The organism is Endothiovibrio diazotrophicus (genome assembly GCF_054657215.1).
Genome location: NZ_BAAHXB010000110.1, coordinates 1 through 18047 on the forward strand (window position 1 = coordinate 1; position 18047 = coordinate 18047).

14 protein-coding genes are annotated in these 18047 nt (G+C 66.1%); 7 read left to right on the top strand and 7 right to left on the bottom strand.

The window, feature by feature from the left end; all coding sequences use genetic code 11:
- From ACYQ2W_RS20765 to ACYQ2W_RS20775, 3 genes are all read right to left on the bottom strand, one after another.
- Positions 1–1185: response regulator (locus tag ACYQ2W_RS20765; protein WP_459871635.1), on the bottom strand; the 1185-nt coding region annotated here is incomplete at its 3' end.
- 100 nt (positions 1186–1285) lie between these two features.
- Entirely contained in the window at positions 1286–3913 is a 2628-nt protein-coding gene (locus ACYQ2W_RS20770; RefSeq protein WP_488193053.1) for an ATP-binding protein, read from the bottom strand.
- Positions 3914–3917: 4 nt separating this feature from the next.
- A complete protein-coding gene (locus tag ACYQ2W_RS20775) occupies positions 3918–5321 on the bottom strand; it encodes a class I SAM-dependent methyltransferase (protein ID WP_459871640.1) in 1404 nt (467 codons plus the stop codon).
- A gap of 378 nt (positions 5322–5699) precedes the next feature.
- On the opposite strand from ACYQ2W_RS20775, the gene ACYQ2W_RS20780 reads away from it, so the two are divergent.
- The 7 genes from ACYQ2W_RS20780 (at position 5700) to ACYQ2W_RS20810 (ending at position 13482) form a co-directional block, all read left to right on the top strand.
- A complete protein-coding gene (locus ACYQ2W_RS20780) occupies positions 5700–7613 on the top strand; it encodes a sensor histidine kinase (RefSeq protein WP_459871642.1) in 1914 nt (637 codons plus the stop codon).
- Positions 7610–8065 carry a response regulator gene (locus ACYQ2W_RS20785; protein WP_459871644.1) on the top strand — a complete coding sequence of 152 codons (456 nt, stop codon included), beginning with the start codon at positions 7610–7612 and terminating at the stop codon, positions 8063–8065. The genes ACYQ2W_RS20780 and ACYQ2W_RS20785 overlap by 4 nt, the downstream gene beginning before the upstream one ends.
- A 22-nt stretch (positions 8066–8087) precedes the next feature.
- Positions 8088–10139, top strand: a complete 2052-nt coding sequence (locus ACYQ2W_RS20790) for a response regulator (RefSeq protein WP_459871646.1) — start codon at positions 8088–8090, stop codon at positions 10137–10139.
- A 199-nt stretch (positions 10140–10338) separates the two neighbouring features.
- Positions 10339–10614 (top strand): hypothetical protein, encoded by a 276-nt coding sequence (locus ACYQ2W_RS20795; RefSeq protein ID WP_459871649.1) that lies wholly within the window; start codon positions 10339–10341, stop codon positions 10612–10614.
- An 87-nt stretch (positions 10615–10701) separates the two neighbouring features.
- Positions 10702–11466 carry an ATP-binding protein gene (locus ACYQ2W_RS20800; protein WP_459871669.1) on the top strand — a complete coding sequence of 255 codons (765 nt, stop codon included), beginning with the start codon at positions 10702–10704 and terminating at the stop codon, positions 11464–11466.
- Positions 11360–13072, top strand: coding sequence for a methyl-accepting chemotaxis protein (locus tag ACYQ2W_RS20805; protein WP_459871651.1), 1713 nt, complete (start codon positions 11360–11362; stop codon positions 13070–13072). The genes ACYQ2W_RS20800 and ACYQ2W_RS20805 overlap by 107 nt, the downstream gene beginning before the upstream one ends.
- Positions 13072–13482: a DUF3135 domain-containing protein gene (locus ACYQ2W_RS20810; protein WP_459871654.1), complete on the top strand. Its 411-nt coding sequence runs from the start codon at positions 13072–13074 to the stop codon at positions 13480–13482. The genes ACYQ2W_RS20805 and ACYQ2W_RS20810 overlap by 1 nt, the downstream gene beginning before the upstream one ends.
- Before the next feature lie 350 nt (positions 13483–13832).
- Here the strand turns inward: ACYQ2W_RS20810 and ACYQ2W_RS20815 are convergent, their stop codons facing one another.
- From ACYQ2W_RS20815 to ACYQ2W_RS20830, 4 genes are all read right to left on the bottom strand, one after another.
- On the bottom strand, positions 13833–16430 hold the full coding sequence (locus ACYQ2W_RS20815) for a TonB-dependent receptor (RefSeq protein WP_459871657.1): 2598 nt from the start codon (positions 16428–16430) through the stop codon (positions 13833–13835).
- Positions 16431–16623: 193 nt separating this feature from the next.
- Positions 16624–17013, bottom strand: coding sequence for a response regulator (locus tag ACYQ2W_RS20820; protein WP_459871660.1), 390 nt, complete (start codon positions 17011–17013; stop codon positions 16624–16626).
- Complete coding sequence (locus tag ACYQ2W_RS20825) at positions 17007–17489, bottom strand: chemotaxis protein CheD (protein ID WP_459871663.1); 483 nt, start codon at positions 17487–17489, stop codon at positions 17007–17009. Before ACYQ2W_RS20825 ends, ACYQ2W_RS20820 begins: the two co-directional genes overlap by 7 nt.
- 116 nt (positions 17490–17605) lie before the next feature.
- Positions 17606–17785 carry a hypothetical protein gene (locus ACYQ2W_RS20830; protein WP_459871666.1) on the bottom strand — a complete coding sequence of 60 codons (180 nt, stop codon included), beginning with the start codon at positions 17783–17785 and terminating at the stop codon, positions 17606–17608.
- Positions 17786–18047 lie beyond the last annotated feature (262 nt).

Genomic DNA, 18047 nt, shown 5'->3' on the forward strand with positions numbered 1-18047 from the left:
CTCGCCCCAGCCCTCGAACCGAACCAGAACTTCATCCATCCAATCCGGTTCCATCTCCTCCTCCTCGACGGAGAGCGGATCGGCGGGCAGCTCCACCTGATAGGTCAAGCCGTCCCCGTAACGGATCTTGAACGCGCCCCCCAGGTGATAGGTGATGAGGTAGGCGGTAAACAGGTCGCCGTGAAACGGGCGGCCGGTGGCCTCGATGCCAGGGGGCGCCGAAGTGAGGAGGGAGCCCTCGGCGGGGAAGCAGACCGGGCCGGGGACGTCGACCGTCAGGCGAATTCCGTCGTTCTCCTCCTCCGCGGCCAACACCGGCGAGGGCTCGCTGCGCACTTTTTCCGCCTCCTGGAGCAGAAGTCCGATGAGCGTACTGAACGCCCCCCGGTTTCCGCGGATGGCGGGCAGGGTGGGGGGAAAGCGGCGTTCGGTCTCGCTATCGATCCGCTCGAACACGCCTTCCAGGGTCGACAGCGGCTCGATCTCCTCATCCAGCGCGTAGTCGCCGTCGAGTAGCCGTGCGATATGGCGCCCCAGCCAGAACAGGCTGTCGGTTTCCCGATGGGTCGTCTCCCACGCCCCTTCCGGCTCCCATCCTCGTGACGCCGTCCCCGGCACGGCCGCGGCGAGGTCGGTCAGGTGGGTGACGAAGGCCCGCAACGCCGGTCGGGAGCGTCGCAGACGATGCAGCGAGCCGATCATGGTGAGCAGATCGCGCATGCGATCGGTCTGGGCCTGCCGCTGGCGCACGCTGAGCTTCTCCTCCAGCAGGAGGTCCCGCTCGCGGCGCAGGGCGAAGAGTTCCAGGGCCTGCTTCAGCTCCGTCAACAGCTGCTCCGGCTTCCAGGGCTTGGGGATGTAACGATGGATCTCTCCCCGATTGACCGCTTCGATGGTCTCCGGCAGGTTGGTATAGCCGGTGGTGAGGATGCGCACGATTTCAGGGTGGTGCTCCCGCACTCGGTCGAGCAGCTCCACGCCCGGCTTTCCCGGCATCCGCTGATCGGTGAGCAGCACGCCGATCTCCCCGCCGTGGGCCTCCAGCACCTCCGTTGCGGCATCGACGCTCGGCGCGGTAAAGACCCGCAGGTCGCGGGAGTAGTAGCGTTTGAACACGCGCAACGCCGGCTCCTCGTCATCGACGAAGAGCACGGCGAAGCGTTGGTAGTCAATGGGGCTTTGCATGGATGCGGATACCTCGGTTGCGGGAGGGGACGACTAGATTTTCGCAGAGCAAGGTTCAATCCGATCTGCGTCAATCCGCGGTTCGTTCCGTGACGAGCCGTTACGTTTCGTAAACTCGATGTGGAACCGCGGGAGATCGGTCCCCGATCGGCAGGTCGAACGAGAACCTCGTCCACTCGCCGCAGACGCTCTCGACGCGCAACTCGCTGCCGTGATTCTCGACAATGGTGTGGCTGACGCTCAATCCCATGCCCATCCCTTCGCCGACCTCGCGGGTGGTGAAAAAGGGATCGAAGACCTTCGACAACCGCTCCTGCGGAATCCCGGTACCGTTGTCCCATACGGAAAAGCGCAGGGATTCGCCGACGGGCTCGCAACTCACGCGGATCACCCCTTCCGCTCCCCGGTCCGCTTCGCGGATCGCCTTCGCGGCGTTGCTGATCAGGTTGATCAGCACCTGGATGATGTGGGATAGCGCGCCCCTGGCGGTATGGCAAGGGGCGATCTCGGTGACCACATCGATCCCCTCCGCCGCCCTCTTCGTCGACCTCATGGCGACCCTCACCGCCTTCTCCACCGGAAAAGTGGCGCCCACGCCCTCGCCGGAAGGGTGGGCGAAGGTGCCGAGATCGTCCACGATGTCACCGATCCGCTCCATGCCATCCTCGATGTCGGCGACCGCCTCCCGCCGATCCTCGTCCTCCATGACGAGCGGATCGTCCTTCAGCACACCGAGCGCCAAGGTCGTAAAGTTGAGGGGATTGGTGATCTCGTGGAGCATGCCGGCCGCGAGCGTGCCCAAGGCGTTGAGCTTCTCCGAGTGGATCAGTTGGGCCTGGGCCCGGTGCAGATCGTGGAGGGCCGTGGAGAGTTGATGATTCTTGCTCTCCACTTCATTGAAGAGCCGGTGCCGCTCCACCAGATTGCGCACCCGCGCGCGCAGCTCCGGCAGCATGAACGGCTTCGGCACGAAGTCGTCCGCCCCCCCCTCCAGGGCCTGCACCTGAATCGCCTTGCCCTCCTTGGCGGTCATCAGGATGATCCGCGTATTGCCGAGCGACGCCTCGCCGCGTAGCCGGCGGGTGACCTCGAAGCCGTCGACCCGCGGCATCATCAGGTCCAGCAGGATCAACGCCGGCTGCTGCTCGATGGCGGACCGGATGCCGGCCTCGCCGTCGGCGGCCAGGGCGACGCGAAAGCCCTCGGCCTCCATGACCCGCTTCAGATAGCGGCGCATGCTCTCGTCGTCTTCGATGACCAGCACCCGCGGCGGTTCGCCCCCGCGCTCATCCGCACTGCCGGCGGCGATGGCGGGGGAGGGGCTCTCCTCCCATCCGTCGCTGCCGGTCACGTAGCGGGCCGCCCGCTGATGAAGCCTCTCCAACTCGTCGCCCCGCACCGTCGGCGTGGCGTCGTCCGCCTCCAGCTCGTCCCGGTCCACCAGCGGGAGGGACACGCGAAAGGTGCTGCCGACCCCGGGCGTGCTCTCGGCGGTTACCTGCCCACCGAGTTCATCCACCAGCATCCTCACCAGGGAGAGCCCCAGGCCGGTCCCCTGGTAGCGTCGCGTGGTCGAGCCATCGGCCTGGCGGAAGCGATCGAAGACGTAGGGAAGCTCTTCCGCCGCGATGCCGATACCGCCGTCCGCCACCGTGACGACCGCGTGGTCACCCTCGCGCCGCGTCGTCACCCGGACCCAATCCCCCCGGTCGGTGAACTTCACCGCATTGTTGAGCAGATTGACCACGATCCGCTCCAGCGCGCCGGTATCGCCGGCGATCACCAATGGCTCCCCATCCAACGCCCGTTCCAGCCGCACGCCCTTCGAGGCCGCGATGTGGGCCAACCCGTCCGCCTGCTCGGCCACGACCCGGTTCAGCTCCACCGGCCCGCGGGTCAGGTTGTCCGGCCCCTCCTCAAGGCGCATGATCTCCAGCAGATTGTCGACCAAGCGCAGCAGCCGATAGGCATTGCTCTGGGCGATCCTCAACGGCTCGCGGATCGTCTCCGGCACATCCTTGCGCAGTTCCACCAGCTCCTGGATCGGGGACAGAATCAGCGTCAACGGGGTGCGCAGCTCGTGGGAGACGTTGGCGAAGAACTGCGATTTCAGGCGGTCGAGTTCGGCGAGCTCTTGGTTTTTTGTTCCTAAGGCATAGCTTGCGAAAAACTCGTTCTTGCGTCGTCGCTCGTTGAAGTAGACGGCTGTGGTGCTGATGATGCTGGTCAAAACGATGAAGTAAAGGTTGTTATAAAGGATCTTGATGTCGGTGATTTGATCCGGATGGAAGTAGCAGGCAATAGAGTAGATCAGGACGGTGAAGCTGCAAACGAAGATCGATTCAATGAATGAGATCGGTAGAACGATACCCAGAGCAAGGATGACCAGGTTCAATCCGGCGTAGTAGGTGGACATTGAACCTTCGGTGAGGAATATCATTGTTGCTAGTGTTACCTGGATCAGGCACGCCCATAAAAGGGTAAGGGGTTGGGTGTATTTCTTGCCGAAATCTGTAAAGTAGAGAGTGTATGCTATGCCGACGACGGCATCGCAGGCCATTCGGAGGATAAAGAAATCTCCTAATCGATCTGGGTAGATTAGAAGGTCAAGGGTGATCCCAGCCGGCATCAGCACTAGTGCGAGTACCGCACCGACTTTGGCGAACTTGAGATGATTGGCGAGAACCGCTCCGCGGTACGCGTCTTCGATGGCTAGTACGTCACTCATTTTCTTATTTCACCATTTCCATGAATACATTGACGCCACTTTCATCCCGATAAATATTGCGTTCCCCGCATTTAGGAGCGATCTTATCCATTTCTTCAGATCTTCGGTATATGAGATACCATTCCGCGATGTGTTCCATCTGAAATCGGTTTGGATTGGATGGGTGTACATTTGTTACGAGTACAGTGCCCCCGATTCTCGCCCATTGGCAAAATAGCGCCAGCAGCCGGGTGCATACCTTATCAGAAAGGTAATCGAACAAACCTGCGCAGTAGACCAGATCGTAACGATCCTTTTCGGTATCTGCTCCTTTCGACGCGGCCTGCTTGATCAGTGTGTGGACCGATTGTTCGATGAACCAGAAGTTGGGGAGATTACCGCTTTTCACCGCCGCTTGGTGAATCATGCGTTTGGCATACGAGAGGGTTTGCTCATTGAAATCCATAAGTGAGAAGTCGCAGCGCTCGGCGAGGGGATACCGCTCGATGAATCGTTGCACCTCGATCGCCGGTCCGCAGCCGATGTTCATAATTCTCGCTCGGCGGTTTTCTTTTGCGGCGTTTTGGGCAATTTTGACGAGCGTTTGTTCAAGGATGTCAATTCGATTTCGGTGCGCTATAGAGGGGCCGATGTTCAGGTAATACCGGTTGAGCAACTGGGCAAACGTGCTCGGCCCCTCACGGTCGTCCCGGAGCATCATGTTCACCATTTCGTAGTCACCCGCGTACCCCAAGGGCTTCATATATGCACGGTGAATGAACGGTGAGCGGAGCATGAGTGGATGCAAATCTCGCTGTACATACGCTTTGTGGACGGTTAGTTCTGGCTCTTCGACCTTGTCCGCTTCTTCCTCAAATCGCGAAAAAAGCTCTTCTAGCTGGGGAAGCGCAGGTTCAGCAATCGCATCGAAAATTTCCTGCTTGTCTCCGGAGTCTTCACTGTTGTTTTCAACCGATCTGTTCGGTTCCATATCAACCTGTTCTAACCATTGGCGAAACTCCCCCAGAAATGAGCGCAAATTGGAGACTGCGAGCTGGTATCCCGGGCGAATCTGATAGGAGCGGTTCCAGTCGTCGATGAAGCGAGAGACCTCTAAATGGAGTTCTCCAGGCCGACCTAAACGATCGGTCAAATCTGACCATGGGTCGACCAAGGTCACGGAAACCAGCAGCATCAAGCCGGTGTTCACCAAGTTGGAGACCACTGCTCGACCATGATAAATGATATTGTCGCGATGACGAAGAGTAAGGTTCTGGAGGACTTCGGAGAGCTGGACAATGGAATAGGGGTTGTAGACCTCGAAAACGACGGTGGACCGGGTGAGCTTGAGGAGCGTTCCCCGCGCCTCGACGCCTTGGTTGTTGCGGAAGGTGAGCAGGCTTTGAGCAGCAATTCCTTGAATAGACACGAGATTTACCCTTTTTCAAGTATCCGGGCCGGTAAACCTCCTTATTTATGCAGACGGCAGCTGGTGGATTGATGACTTTGCAAGGGGCGGCTTACAGCGCGTCCCTTCACCGCCCATCGATTTCCCATACCCGACGTTTGGTCGAGGGGTGCGGCGGTGTGAGTATAGGGGTTCGTGGTGTTCAGAAATCAGGAAGTCACGTGTAGGAAAATCGCTCGAAAGGTGGGTGCGTACGGTATGTTGTGATGTATTTCGTGTCATTTAGTGTGTGGGTGAGCCGGTTCGAGCCGTATGCATCCCGACTCCCGGTCCGTTCCCGATGAACGATACCGGTTGGTGGACCAGCTATAGTTGCGGTGTGGAGAGGGAGAGAGACGGATGACCATTCGGACCAAACTTCTGTTGGTTATTCTGCCGCCTTCCCTTGCCGCCCTGCTGCTGTTGGGGGGACTCGCCTTTCTGACCGCCCGTCAGGGCATTACCGGTGAGGTGCTCCAGCACCTGGAGTCGGTGGCCTCGATCCAGGGCCACCGCCTCGGCGCCATCGTCGACCGCAATCTGGAGCGGCTCCAGTTGGTGGCGAGTCGGACCCAATTGCGGCTCAGCCTGCGCAGCTACAATCAGGCGGATTCCGTCGAGTCCCGCGCGTTGCTGCAGGCGAGGATGACCCGGATCATCGCCGATGCCCGGGCCTCGATCGCCGATTTCCGCACCATCTCGATCTATGGCCGCGACGGCCGGGTGGCCGCTTCCACCGACCCGCAACGGGTCGGGCGCGACCGCGGCGACGACCCGCCGGTGGTCGAGGGCTTTGCCCGGGCGAGCGCCGACCGCCTGTTCCGGGCGGCCGACGGCAGCGTCGGGGTGCGGCTCTCCGGGCCGCTGCAACTGGACGGGGAGACCATCGGGGGGGTGGTGATCGAGGCGGCGACGACGACCCTGGTGGCAGCCCTGCACGACTATTCGGGGTTGGGCGGGAGCGGCGAGAGCCTGTTGCTGCGGCGTGCTGCGAGTGGCGATGTCCTCTATCTGGCGCCGTCGCGTTTCGACCCCGATGCCGCCCTGCGGCGGGTGGCCGCGACGGCCGGCGACGACGTCGCCCGGATGGCCCTGGCCGGCAGGAGCGAACAACTGGAGGAGGCGACCGACTACCGGGGCCGTCTGGTTCTGGCGGCGGTGCAGCCGGTCGCCGGGACCGATTGGGGGCTGGTGGTGAAGATCGACCACGACGAGGCCTTCGCTCCGGTGCATCATCTCGCCACCTGGCTGGTGGCCGGCGGTGGATTGGCGCTGTTGGCGCTGGCCCTCGCCGCCATCCATTTCGCCCGTACCCTCAGCCGCCCCCTGGCGGAGCTCACCGTTACCACCCGGCGGATCAGCGAGGGCGACCTGACCATCCGCCTACCGTCGTTGGGTGACGACGAGATCGGCATCCTCGCCGCGCGCTTCAACGGGATGACCGCGCGCCTGGCGGAGAGCGACCAGGCGCTGCGCCGGACCATCGGCGAGATGGAGCTGGAGATCGCCCAGCGCAAGCGCGCCGAGGAGCGCTTGCAGCGCTATACCGAGCGGCTCCAGCGCAGCAACCGGGAGCTGGAGGAGTTCGCCTACGTCGCCTCCCACGATCTGCAGGAGCCGCTGCGCAAGGTGCGCGCCTTCGGTGAGCGGTTGCAGAGCCGCTTCGGGGCGCAGCTCGGCGAGCAGGGGCAGGACTACCTGGGGCGCATGGTGCGCGCCTCGGAGCGGCTGCAGAACCTGATCAACGATCTGCTCCTCTATTCGCGGGTGAGTACTCGCGCCAAGCCCTTCGAGGCGGTGGAGCTGGCGGCGCTGGCGGCGGAGGTGTTGGCGGAGCTGGGCGAGGAGCGCGAGGGGCTGGAGCTGCAGGGGGATATCGGCGAGCTGCCGGTGGTGCGGGCCGATCCGTCGCAGATGCGCCAGCTGCTGCAGAACCTGATCGCCAACGCAATCAAGTTCCGCCGGCCCGAGGTGCCGCTGGAGCTGCGAATCCGCGGTGGGGTGCGCGCCGAAGGGGAGGCGGGCGAGCAGGTCTGGCTCTGCGTCGCCGACAACGGCATCGGTTTCGAGCCGCAGTACGGCGAGCAGATCTTCCAGGTCTTCCAGCGCCTCCACGGGCGGGCGGAGTATGAGGGGAGCGGCGTCGGCCTGGCGATCTGCCAGAAGATTGTTGCGCGCCACGGCGGTATCATCACCGCCGAAGGGCGGCCCGGTCTCGGGGCCACCTTCACCGCCACTTGGCCGTTACACCCACCGGAGGGGGAAATCGAATGAGCGAGTCGCGCAAACCGGCGGTCATCCTGATGGCGGAGGATGACGAGGACGACGTGATGTTGGCCGAGGACGCCCTGCGCGAGGCGCGCCTCTCCAACCGGTTCATCTGCGTGCCCAACGGCGCCAAGCTGCTGGAGTACCTGCGCCACCAGGGGGAGTTTGCCGACCGCGAGCGCTACCCCGAGCCGAGCATCATCCTGCTCGATCTCAACATGCCGATCCTCGACGGGCGCAAGGCGTTGCAGATCATCAAGGAGGACGAGGCGCTGTGCCGCATCCCGGTGGTGGTGCTGACCACCTCCCAGGCGGAGGAGGACATCCTGCGCAGCTACCAGTTGGGGGTCAACTCCTACATCCGCAAGCCGGTCACCTTCGACGGCCTGGTGAAGGTGGTGCAGGTGCTCGGCTCCTACTGGTTCGAGATCGTCGAACTGCCCGGCGAGCGGCGCTGAGCGGCGCCATTGCGGGGACCCGATGGGCAAGCCGATCCGCATCCTGGTGGTGGACGACGACGAGGACCAGTACGTCCTTATCCAGGACTATCTGAGTGAGATCCCCCGTGGCGACTACCGGGTCGAGTGGGTCGCCAGCGCGACCGCCGGGATCGAGGCGATCCTGGCCGGCGATCACGACGTGGTGCTCCTCGATTTCCGCCTTGAGGGCGGCATCACCGGCCTCGATGTGCTGCAGCGGGTCGAGGCCCGCGCGAACGGCCGGCCGATCATCGTGATCACCGGCTACGGCAGCTACGACATCGACGTCGAGGTGATCGCCGCCGGGGCGAGCGACTTCATCAACAAGGACGAACTGGCCCCGTCGATCCTCGACCGCTCCATCCGCCACACCCTGGAGCGGGCGCGGATCGTCCGCGAGCTGCAGGCGAGCCGCCGCGAGCTGCTCGCGGCGAAGGCCAGTGCCGAGGCGGCCAATGCGGCGAAGAGCGCCTTCCTCGCCACCATGAGCCACGAGATCCGCACGCCGATGAACGCCATCCTCGGCGTCGCCGACCTGCTCAGCGAGACGGTCCTCGACGAGGAGCAGGAGCATTACGTGGCGATGTTCTCCCGCGCCGGCGAGAACCTGTTGCAGATCATCAACGACATCCTCGACATCTCCAAGATCGAGGCCGGTCAGGTGGAGCTGGAGCTGCGCCCCTTCGACCTCGCCCGCTGCGCCGGCGAGGCCCTTGAGATCGTCCGCGGGCAGGCCCTCGAGAAGGGGCTGTTGCTGATCTCCTTCGGTTTCGAGACGGTGCCGGCGCGGCTGGTCGGCGATCCGGTGCGGCTGCGCCAGGTGCTGATCAACCTGCTGGGCAACGCGGTCAAGTTCACCGAGGAGGGGAGCGTTGCCCTGCTGGTCGAGGGGGAGCCGTTGGCCCGGGCTTCCCACCAACCGCCTACCGCGGATGTTGCTGGGAAAAGCGGGTCGGAGGGCCGCTGGCGCCTCACCTTCCACGTGGTGGATACCGGCATCGGTATCCCCGAGGGGCAGCGCGAGCGGGTCTTCCAGGCGTTCACCCAGGCCGACTCCTCGATCACCCGCCGATTCGGTGGCACCGGTCTCGGTCTGTCCATCTGCCGGCGGCTGGTCGGGCTGATGCACGGGAGCCTCGCGGTCCACAGTGGCGAGGGCCGCGGCACCACCTTCTCCTTCACCCTGGAGTTGCCGCGCAGCGACGCCGAGGAGCGCGCCGACCAACTGCTCGCCGGGCGGCGGGTGCTCTCCCTCCACGACCACCCGATCCACCGCGACTTCTACGAACGGAGTCTCGCCGCGTGGGGCGCGGAGGTGATCCCGGTCGAACGGCAGCGGGGATTCATCGCCCGTTGCCTGGAGGAGCAGGCGCGCGCGCCCTGCGACATCCTCTTCGTCCACCACGAGGCGCTGGCGCATGGCGCCCTGATCGCCGAGCTGGAGGCGTTGCGCGCCGAACCGGTGCTGGCGGGGATGTCGATCCTGCTGTGTGCCGCGCTGCACAACCGGGAGGAGTTGCTGCGCCTGCGCGGGCTGGGAGTGATCCCCGTCCCCGATCGCCATGACGATCAACTGCTGCGGCGCGGGTTGCGGCTGGCGCTCAATCACGAGGCGCGCCGTCGCAACGAGCGCCGCGCGCTGTCGGCCTCCACCGCCGGCATGCGGGTCTTGCTCGCCGAGGACAGCCCCGACAACGTGGAACTGCTGCGCATCTTCGTCGCCCGCCAAGCGATCGAGCTGGAGGTGGTCGGCGACGGCGAACAGGCGGTGCGGCGCTACGTCGAGCGCGACGGCGCGGTCGGTCTGGTGCTGATGGATATCGAGATGCCGCTCAAGGATGGCTACACCGCCACCCGCGAGATCCGCACCTGGGAGCGCCACCACCAGCGCCCCCGCCGGCCGATCCTGGCGCTCACCGCCCACGCGCTGACCGAACATGCCGCTCTCTCCCGCGAGGCGGGTTGCGACGAGCACCTGGTGAAACCGTTGAAGAAGCGGCAACTGCTCGACGCCCTCGCCCGCTACGCCCCTTCCCCCGCGACCGCGACGTGATCCCCGAACGACGTTCGCTCGCGGCAACGGGTGGTCGCCTATTCCACCCTCCTCACCGCCCGGGTTCTTGAACTCCTCGACGATTTCGAATTGACCGAACGGCTGTTCGACGCCTCGCCGACGCGGCGGTGATCCAGTCCGACACGCTGGAGAAATACGGCATCGGACTCGAGGTCCTTCTCGGTATCTCGCCGGTTCGGTGCAGGGGTGGAATGCGCGCGCGCTGCACCTGCTCCAGTATCCCTGCGCCGCGTTGCTGAACGAATCGCTGGAGCGGCTGGTCGGGGGCGTCGACATCATGGAGATGATCCGCTCGTCGCTGACCGAGTTGGAGATGGTCAATTTCGCCGCCGAGCTGATCACCTTCGACGGGGAGTACCTGCCGGTGATGCTCAATCTGGTGATCCTGCACGGTGAACGGAAGGTGGCGTTGATGATCAAGCCGCTGTTTGGGGAGGGGGCGGCGCGGCGGTGAGCGGGTCGATTCGTTGCCGCATCCTGGTCGCCGACGACGAACCGGGGGTGGTGGAGGCCTTCCGCGCCGTCGTCGGCGATCGGGGAGCTGCGCCGTTTCGCCGGGGAGGCGCCGGCGCCGGCGGCCGAGCGCTTCGCCTGCCGGGTCACCACGGTCGAGCAGGGGGCGCCGGCGGTCGACGGGGTGCTGGAGATCCGGGTGGCGGACAACGGCTGCGGTATCGCCCGCGAGCGGTTGCAGGAGATCTTCCTGTCGGGATCGAGCACCAAGCTGCGGCAGACGGGAATGGGGCTTCATTCGGTCGCCAATTTCGTCCTGTCGCTCGGCGGCGCCATCGAGGCACGGAGCGAGGGGGTGGGACGGGGGGCGGAGGTGGTGATTCGACTGCCGCGTTCCCCGGGTGGAGGGGGCGTCCGGAAGAGGGAGGCGACGATGGACGAGGAGGCCGCTTCGGGGGTAGGGCAAGGATTATTTTGCTATAGGGATATAGGAACTCGTTGTAGGGATTTTCCTACGCTATTCCAAAATTTAGATGGAAAAACAACGGCTCTCGGTTGTTGGGGAGGGTCCACCCTGTCCGGAGAGGGCTGTGCATGGGGTTACGGACAACCGGTATGCTCGTTCGCGTACCGTTTTTGGACGGACCCATCCCTACCCTATGGCCGGGAGACCTCGTTCGGCGAACTCCGAGGCCGAATCCGGCCCGCAACCACTCAACCCGCGCTCACCCGAGAGGGAGGCGAAGATGAAAAACATGACCATCAAGCTGCGCTTGATCCTCACCATCGGTTTCCTGGTCACCCTGATGGTGGTGCTCTCCTTCGTCGGGTTGCAGGGGATGTCCCACAGTAACGAGGGCCTGCGCACGGTCTACCAGGATCGCACCGTTCCGCTGGGCCAGATCGCGACCATCAACGAGCGGATGCTTGGGATCCAGATGCAGGTATTGCTGGCGACCCAACACGATGCACGGGTTCCCCAGAGCGCGGTGCATGAGCAGGGCCACGGCGTCGATATGCATGCCGACGCGATTTCCGGGAAGCTCGCCGAGATCGCCGGGATCTGGGAGGCCTACATGGCCACCCGGCTTACCCCCGAGGAGGCGGTGTTGGCCCGCGAGTACGCCGCGGCGCGTAAGCGCTTCGTCGATGAGGGACTGACCCCCGCGTTGGAGATGATCAAGGCGCGGGATTACGACCGGCTGGGTCTCCACGCGGTGAAGAAGGTGGGGCCGCTGTTCAAAGAGGTCGCGGAGATCGCGGAGAAGCTCCAGCGGCTTCAGTTGGACGTCGCCAAGTCGACCTACGACGAGGCGGAGGCGGACTTCGAATTCACCAGCGTGGCCACCGGCATCGCCATCGTCGTCGCGCTGCTGGTGGTGGCGGTGGTGGCGTTCCTGCTGATCCGCGCCATCGATGTGCCGCTGACCCGCGCCGGGGAGCTGGCTCGGGCGATCGCCGGCGGCGACCTCACCGGCCACATCGAGGCGGACTCCGACAACGAGATCGGCCGCCTGCTCGCCGCCCTGCGCGAGATGAAGGAGAAGCTCCACGAGGTGGTGGCCGGCGTACGGGAGGGGGCGGATGCGATCGCCGGGGCGTCCGGCGAGATCGCCGCGGGCAATTCCGACCTCTCCCAGCGCACCGAGGAGCAGGCCTCCAGCTTGGAGGAGACCGCCTCCAGCATGGAGCAGCTCACCTCGACGGTGAAGCAGAACGCCGACAACGCCCGCCAGGCCAACCAGCTCTCCACCGAGGCCCACGATCAGGCCGAGCACGGTGGCGAGGTAGTGGGCCGTGCGGTGGCCGCCATGGGGGCGATCAATGCTTCCAGCAAGAAGATCGCCGACATCATCGGGGTGATCGACGAGATCGCCTTCCAGACCAACCTGCTGGCGCTCAACGCGGCGGTGGAGGCGGCCCGTGCCGGCGACCAGGGCCGCGGCTTCGCGGTGGTGGCCCAGGAGGTGCGCAAGCTGGCGCAGCGCTCCGCCGATTCCGCCAAGGAGATCTCCGAGCTGATCAAGGACTCGGTGGGCAAGGTGGAGGAGGGCTCGCGGCTGGTGGACGAGACCGGGGCGGCGCTTACCGGCATCGTCGAGGGGGTGAAGAAGGTCTCCGACATCGTCGCCGAGATCGCCGCCGCCAGCGCCGAGCAGTCCTCCGGGATCGAGCAGGTGAACAAGGCGGTGATGCAGATGGACGAGGTGACCCAGCAGAACGCCGCCCTGGTGGAGGAGGCGGCGGCGGCTTCCGAGTCCCTGGAGGAGCAGGCCGCCGAACTGGATCGCCGGATGGGTTTCTTCAACATCGGCAACGCCGCTGCCGCGCCGGCTCGCCGCCCGGCTGCCGGTGGACCCGCACGCTCCCGCGCCAAGCCGAAGGCGATCCCCGCCAAGGCCCGTGTGGCGATCGCCGCTCCCGATGCGGGTGACGGCAGTGAATGGGAGGTGTTCTGATGACCCGAAACGCGGCCGACGAGGCGCTCGCCCACGATGACTTCATCGAGCATTTCGACTGGTGGATGCGCCTGGCGGCGGAGCAGCCCGAGCGGTTCGACGAGGCGTGGCGCGAACTCGTGCGGGGGATGATCGAGGGCGCACCATCCCGATGTCGTCGGGGATTGGAGGGCACCCAGTTTCGCGCGGATATGGAACGCAGGCGCGCCCGCTCGCCGATGGGTGCGTGCGTGCGGCTCTCGCGCCTGATGTGGGATCGGCTGGTGGGGGAGGAGGGATTGCAGGAGAAGATGATCGAATTGAACCGACATCTCTCGCCCGGAGGACGGGCGGCAATCCGCGACCCCGAACACCCTCCGGCTGCCCTCCGCTCCGCTCAAGTGGTTCCGTTTCGTATCCGGCTTCCCTGAGGACGCGGAAGGAACGATGACGCCCGTGTTTCGTGTTTCCCGAAGCGCGTCGCGGCAGGGTTCATTCGCGAATCGCTCCGGTTTCTGCGGGTCATGTGCCCCTCCCGTTCGAGGCTCTCCAACACCCGCGCCAGGTTGGCGGGCGAATCGTCCACCAGCAGGACGGTATGGCGCGCGGTGGTTTCGGTCATGGAGCGGGCTCCCGTTGTAAAACCTGTTGCAGATACGTTTCCATGGCGCGGGTGTCGTAGGCCCTGGCCATGGCGGCGAGACGCTCGGCGAAGGGGCGCTAACGGCTCCCCTAGCCGGAATACTGCATTCGCGGGGACAAAGCGCACTACGGGAGCAGGTCAGAAACGGGCCGTCACGCTGAGGCTGAGCCGGGTGTCGTTGAGCCAGCTGCTCTGCGGGTGGTTGCGGGTGCCGTAATAGGCGCGGCGCACGGTGCCGAGGAGGTTGCCGGCGGCGAGGGTGAGGGTGAGGTCGTCGCGCGCCCGCCAGCTGAGCGAGCCGTCGAGCCAGCCGTAGCCCTCGGTGTAGATCGGCAGCGCGCCGACGCCGACGAGGTTGGTGACGCCGCTGAGGAAGTCGTCGCGCCAGTTGTAGGCGAGGCGCGCCGAGAGCGGGCCGCGCTCGTAGAGCCCCACCAGGTTGGCGCTGTGGCGCGAGAGATTTTGCAGCGGCACGTCGGTGCCGAGGGTGGCGTCGAAGGTGGTGCTGTCGATGTAGGTGTAGTTGGCCTGCACGCCGAAGCCGCGCAGGCCGCCGGGGAGCCGGTCGAAGAAGTGCTGCCAGCCCAGCTCCAGGCCGCGGATCTCGGCGTGGTTGGCGTTGTACGGGCGGCTCACCTGGTAGAGCGCGCCGTCGTGCAGCTCGGGGTTGCTCTCGTTGACCACGAAGCCGTCCACCCGCTTGGCGAAGAGGGTGGCGTGCAGCGCGGTGGTGGGGCCGAGGTAGCGCTCGATCGCCAGGTCCAGGTTGTCGGCGCGCACCGGTTGCAGCTCGGGGTTGCCGGCGCTGCCCTGGTTGAGGGTCGGGTCGAGGGAGTTCTGCAGCAGGCTCAGCGACGGTGAGAGCTGGTTGAAGTCGGGGCGGGTGATCGACCGGGCGAGCGCCGCGCGCAGTTGCCAACCGCCGCCGAGGCGGTAGCGCAGGTTGAGGCTGGGCAGCGTGTCGGTGTAGCGGTGGTCGATGGCGATGGGTTCCACGCTGCCGTCGCCGGGGCGCGACTGGTGACCGGAGAGCGCCTCGCGGGTGGTCACCACGCGCACGCCGAGGTTGCCGTCGACGGGCAGGACCCTGCCGGCGAAGTTGGCCTTCAGGTAGCCCGCGCGGGTCTCCTCGTGGACCCGCCACACCCCCAGCGGGTCGCCGCTGGCGGCGATCGGCGTGGTGATGCCGAACTGCTGGCGCAGCGCCTCGCTCGCCCACGGCAGGGTGGGGTCGCCGACCCGGTAGTGGCCGATGCTCGACGCCCCCTCGCCGGGGAGGAGGGTGGGGTAGGGGTTGGCGATCAGGTAGCCGGGCCGGTCGGCCGCGCCGATGCCGCTCACCGAGGCGTCGGCGAAGATCAGTCCGGGGGCGTTGTCGGCGCCGCGGCGGGCGAGGCGCAGGCCGGCCTCGATCGACTCCAGCGGGCCGAGGTCGAGGAAGTACTCGCCGTCGAGGCGGGCGGCGGTGAGGTCGCCCCGGAACGGTCGGTAGCGGTAGGCGATGCCGGTGTAGCGGAGGTTGGCCGGGTCGAGCAGGTCGGTGCCGCTCACCGCGGTGGCGGGCAGGTCGCCGGCGAGGTCCTGGCTGAAGCGCGCCGCGTCGGCGGCGAGGAAGGGGCCGGCGAAGAGCAGCTCGTTGCGGCTCTCGGTGCGGCTCAGGTCGGCCGACAGGGTCAGCGCGTCGCCGACCCAGCGCCCGCCCGCCGCCAGTTGGCCGGTGCGGTCGACGGTGTCGCGGGCGAAGCTGAGGATCGAGATCGGGGCGTCGCTCCAGGTGATCCGCTGGAGGTCGTCGCTCGCCGGGAACCGCGCCAGGCTGTCGATGAGGAAGGTCGACGAGGTGGAGGCGTTGAGCTGGTAGGAGTCCTGGTCGGTCCGCAGCTCGCCGCCGGTCGCCTCGGCATAGAGTTCGAGGGCATCGTTCGGACGCCACTGGAGCACCAGGTCGAGCGCGTTGCGCTCGCGCAGCCCGCGGCTGGTGGTCTCCGAGCTGCCGTTGGGGACGAGCAGGGTGCGTCCGGCGATCAGGTCGTCGCGGGGGGTGGGGGCGCCGGTGCTCTTCTGGTCCTCGCGCCAAGGCCGCTGCTGAGTGGAGAGACTCAACAGCGCGCCCACCTCGCCGGCCCGGGTCCGCCAGCGGTCGCTGGCGAGCAGCGAGAGCCGCCCGCGGGTCTCGTCCGCCAGATCGCCATGGATCGCCCCGGCGGTGACCGCGAGGCGTCGCCCGGCGAAGTCGAAGGGGCGGTAGGTGCGCAGGTCGATGGTGCCGCCGATCCCCCCCTCGATGCGTTCGGCGGAGACGCTCTTGTGGACGTCGATCCCCGCCACCAGCTCGGCCGGCAGGTCGTTGAAGTCGAGATTGCGGCCCCAGCCCGCGGTGAAGATCTCGCGCCCGTTGAGGGTCGCCTCCAGTTGGGTGAGGCCGCGCACCGCCACCGTCCCCCCCTCGCCGCGATCGCGGGCAATCTGCACCCCGGTGACCCGCGAGAGCGCCTCGCCGATGCTGCGATCGGGCAGCTTGCCGATCTCCTCGGCGACGATCGCGTCGACCACCCCCGCGGCCTCCCGCTTGCGCCGTTGGGCGCTGGCGAGGCTGGGGCGTATGCCGCTCACCGTGAGGGTGCCGAGGTCGATGGCGTCCGCATCCGTTTCGGCGTGGGCGGGGGGGGCGAGCAGCAGCAGGGCGGCGGCGAGGGCGGAGAGACCGCGTCGCGGTGGGCAGGGGCGGGAGGTCATCGGCGTGGTGGTCGGGTTCGTCTCAAACGGTCGGGTGAACGGGTGATATCGGTCGGCCGTCGCCCTCTGTGGTCGTTCTTCGTTGATTTCCATCTGCCCGCGGCGCGTGCGCGACCGCGCCGGTTTCCTTGCTCCTGGTCAATGTCAGGTTGGAAGTGTAGCCGTTGCGGCGCGCGGGGCGCCGGGGAGGTGTTCAGCCCAGCGCCTCGGTGACGGCCGCGAGCAGCCCCTCGTCGGTAAACGGCTTGTTCAGCGCCACCTTCGCGCCCATCACCATGGCCGCGTCGAGCAGCCAGCCGGCCCCCGGGTAGGGGTTCGCGGAGGAGATGCCGGCCAGTGCGATGACCGGCACCTCCGGGTGTTCGCGGTGCAGCCGGCGAATGGTCTCCAGGCCGTCGCCGCGCGGGGTCAGCATCTCGGTGATGACCAGCGCCGCGGACTCCGCGTGGACGGCGGCGACCCCGTCGTTGCCGCCGTCCGTGGTGATTACCCCGAAACCCGCCTGCTCCAGCAGGGTGGCGACGCGGGTACGGCTGGCGCCGTCGTCGTCGATCACCACGATCCGCTTCATGGCGGTTACCACCGGCCGGTCTCCCCGTCCTGGCGGCGGACGTTCACCCCGCCGTGGCGCAGCTCCAGGGTCACCAGGCGGTGGATGCGGTCGCCGATGTGGAGGTGGCGCGGATGCACGCCGATCTCACGACAGAACGCGTGGGCCACCTCGACGTTGCGCCAGCCGACGTTGAACAGCTCCGGCGCCCCCTCGCTGAACAGGTCGGCGCCGCCGAAGATGCCCACCTCCAGCTCGCCGAGGTTGATCTCCAGGCGATGGAAATCGACCACCAGACCGAACAGGTTTTCGTCGCCGTAGAGGCCGCTCGTCGCTACGCCTCCGTCGTCGTGGCGCGGCAGGGAGTAGCGGCACATCGCCCCGATGCGCCGTCCGGGGTGCCACGCGGTGACCGCCACCTCGGAGCCGACCAGCGCCTTGAGCGAATGGGCGCCGCCGCCGAAGTGGCGTTCGCCGCCGTGCAGGTAGAGACCGGTGGAGAGAGGCATGGCGATATCCCCGCGTTTGGTTAGTCCCCTCCAAGGGTGGGCGAACCACCGTGCCGAAGGTATCGGGGAATCTTGATTTGTCGGTAGGAATTATCGACGAGCGTGTAAGGAAATCCTTACTCCTGGTGGAGGGCGGTGAGGGCGACGGCGACGAGCCCGCAGCCGGTCGCGGCGCCGCCGACCTCCAGGGTGCCGAAGTGCAGGGCGAGGCCGGTGAGGGTGGAGAGCAGGGCCAGCGCGCCGCCCAGGCAGAGGGCTTGGAGGGAGGCCAGTTCGAACAGTTCGCTGCGGGTCATGGGCGGAAACTCCTGGTCAACGAGTGGTAAGGAAAATGCTGAGGCAGGCCGATCCCCGGGACCATCGGGCGATCTTGATTCTGGTGTAGGGATCGATGCGGGCTCGTGTAACGGAACCGCGTACAATTCGACGGGATGGTTATTGATATTTTTTTGACCGACTCCGGTATGGTTGAGGGGCGTTCCCGGATTGGTAGGAGCGGCCCTTAGGCCGCGATGGTTCGAAGCGCCCGCCTTTCCGCGGCTTGCGGGAGTCGGCGGG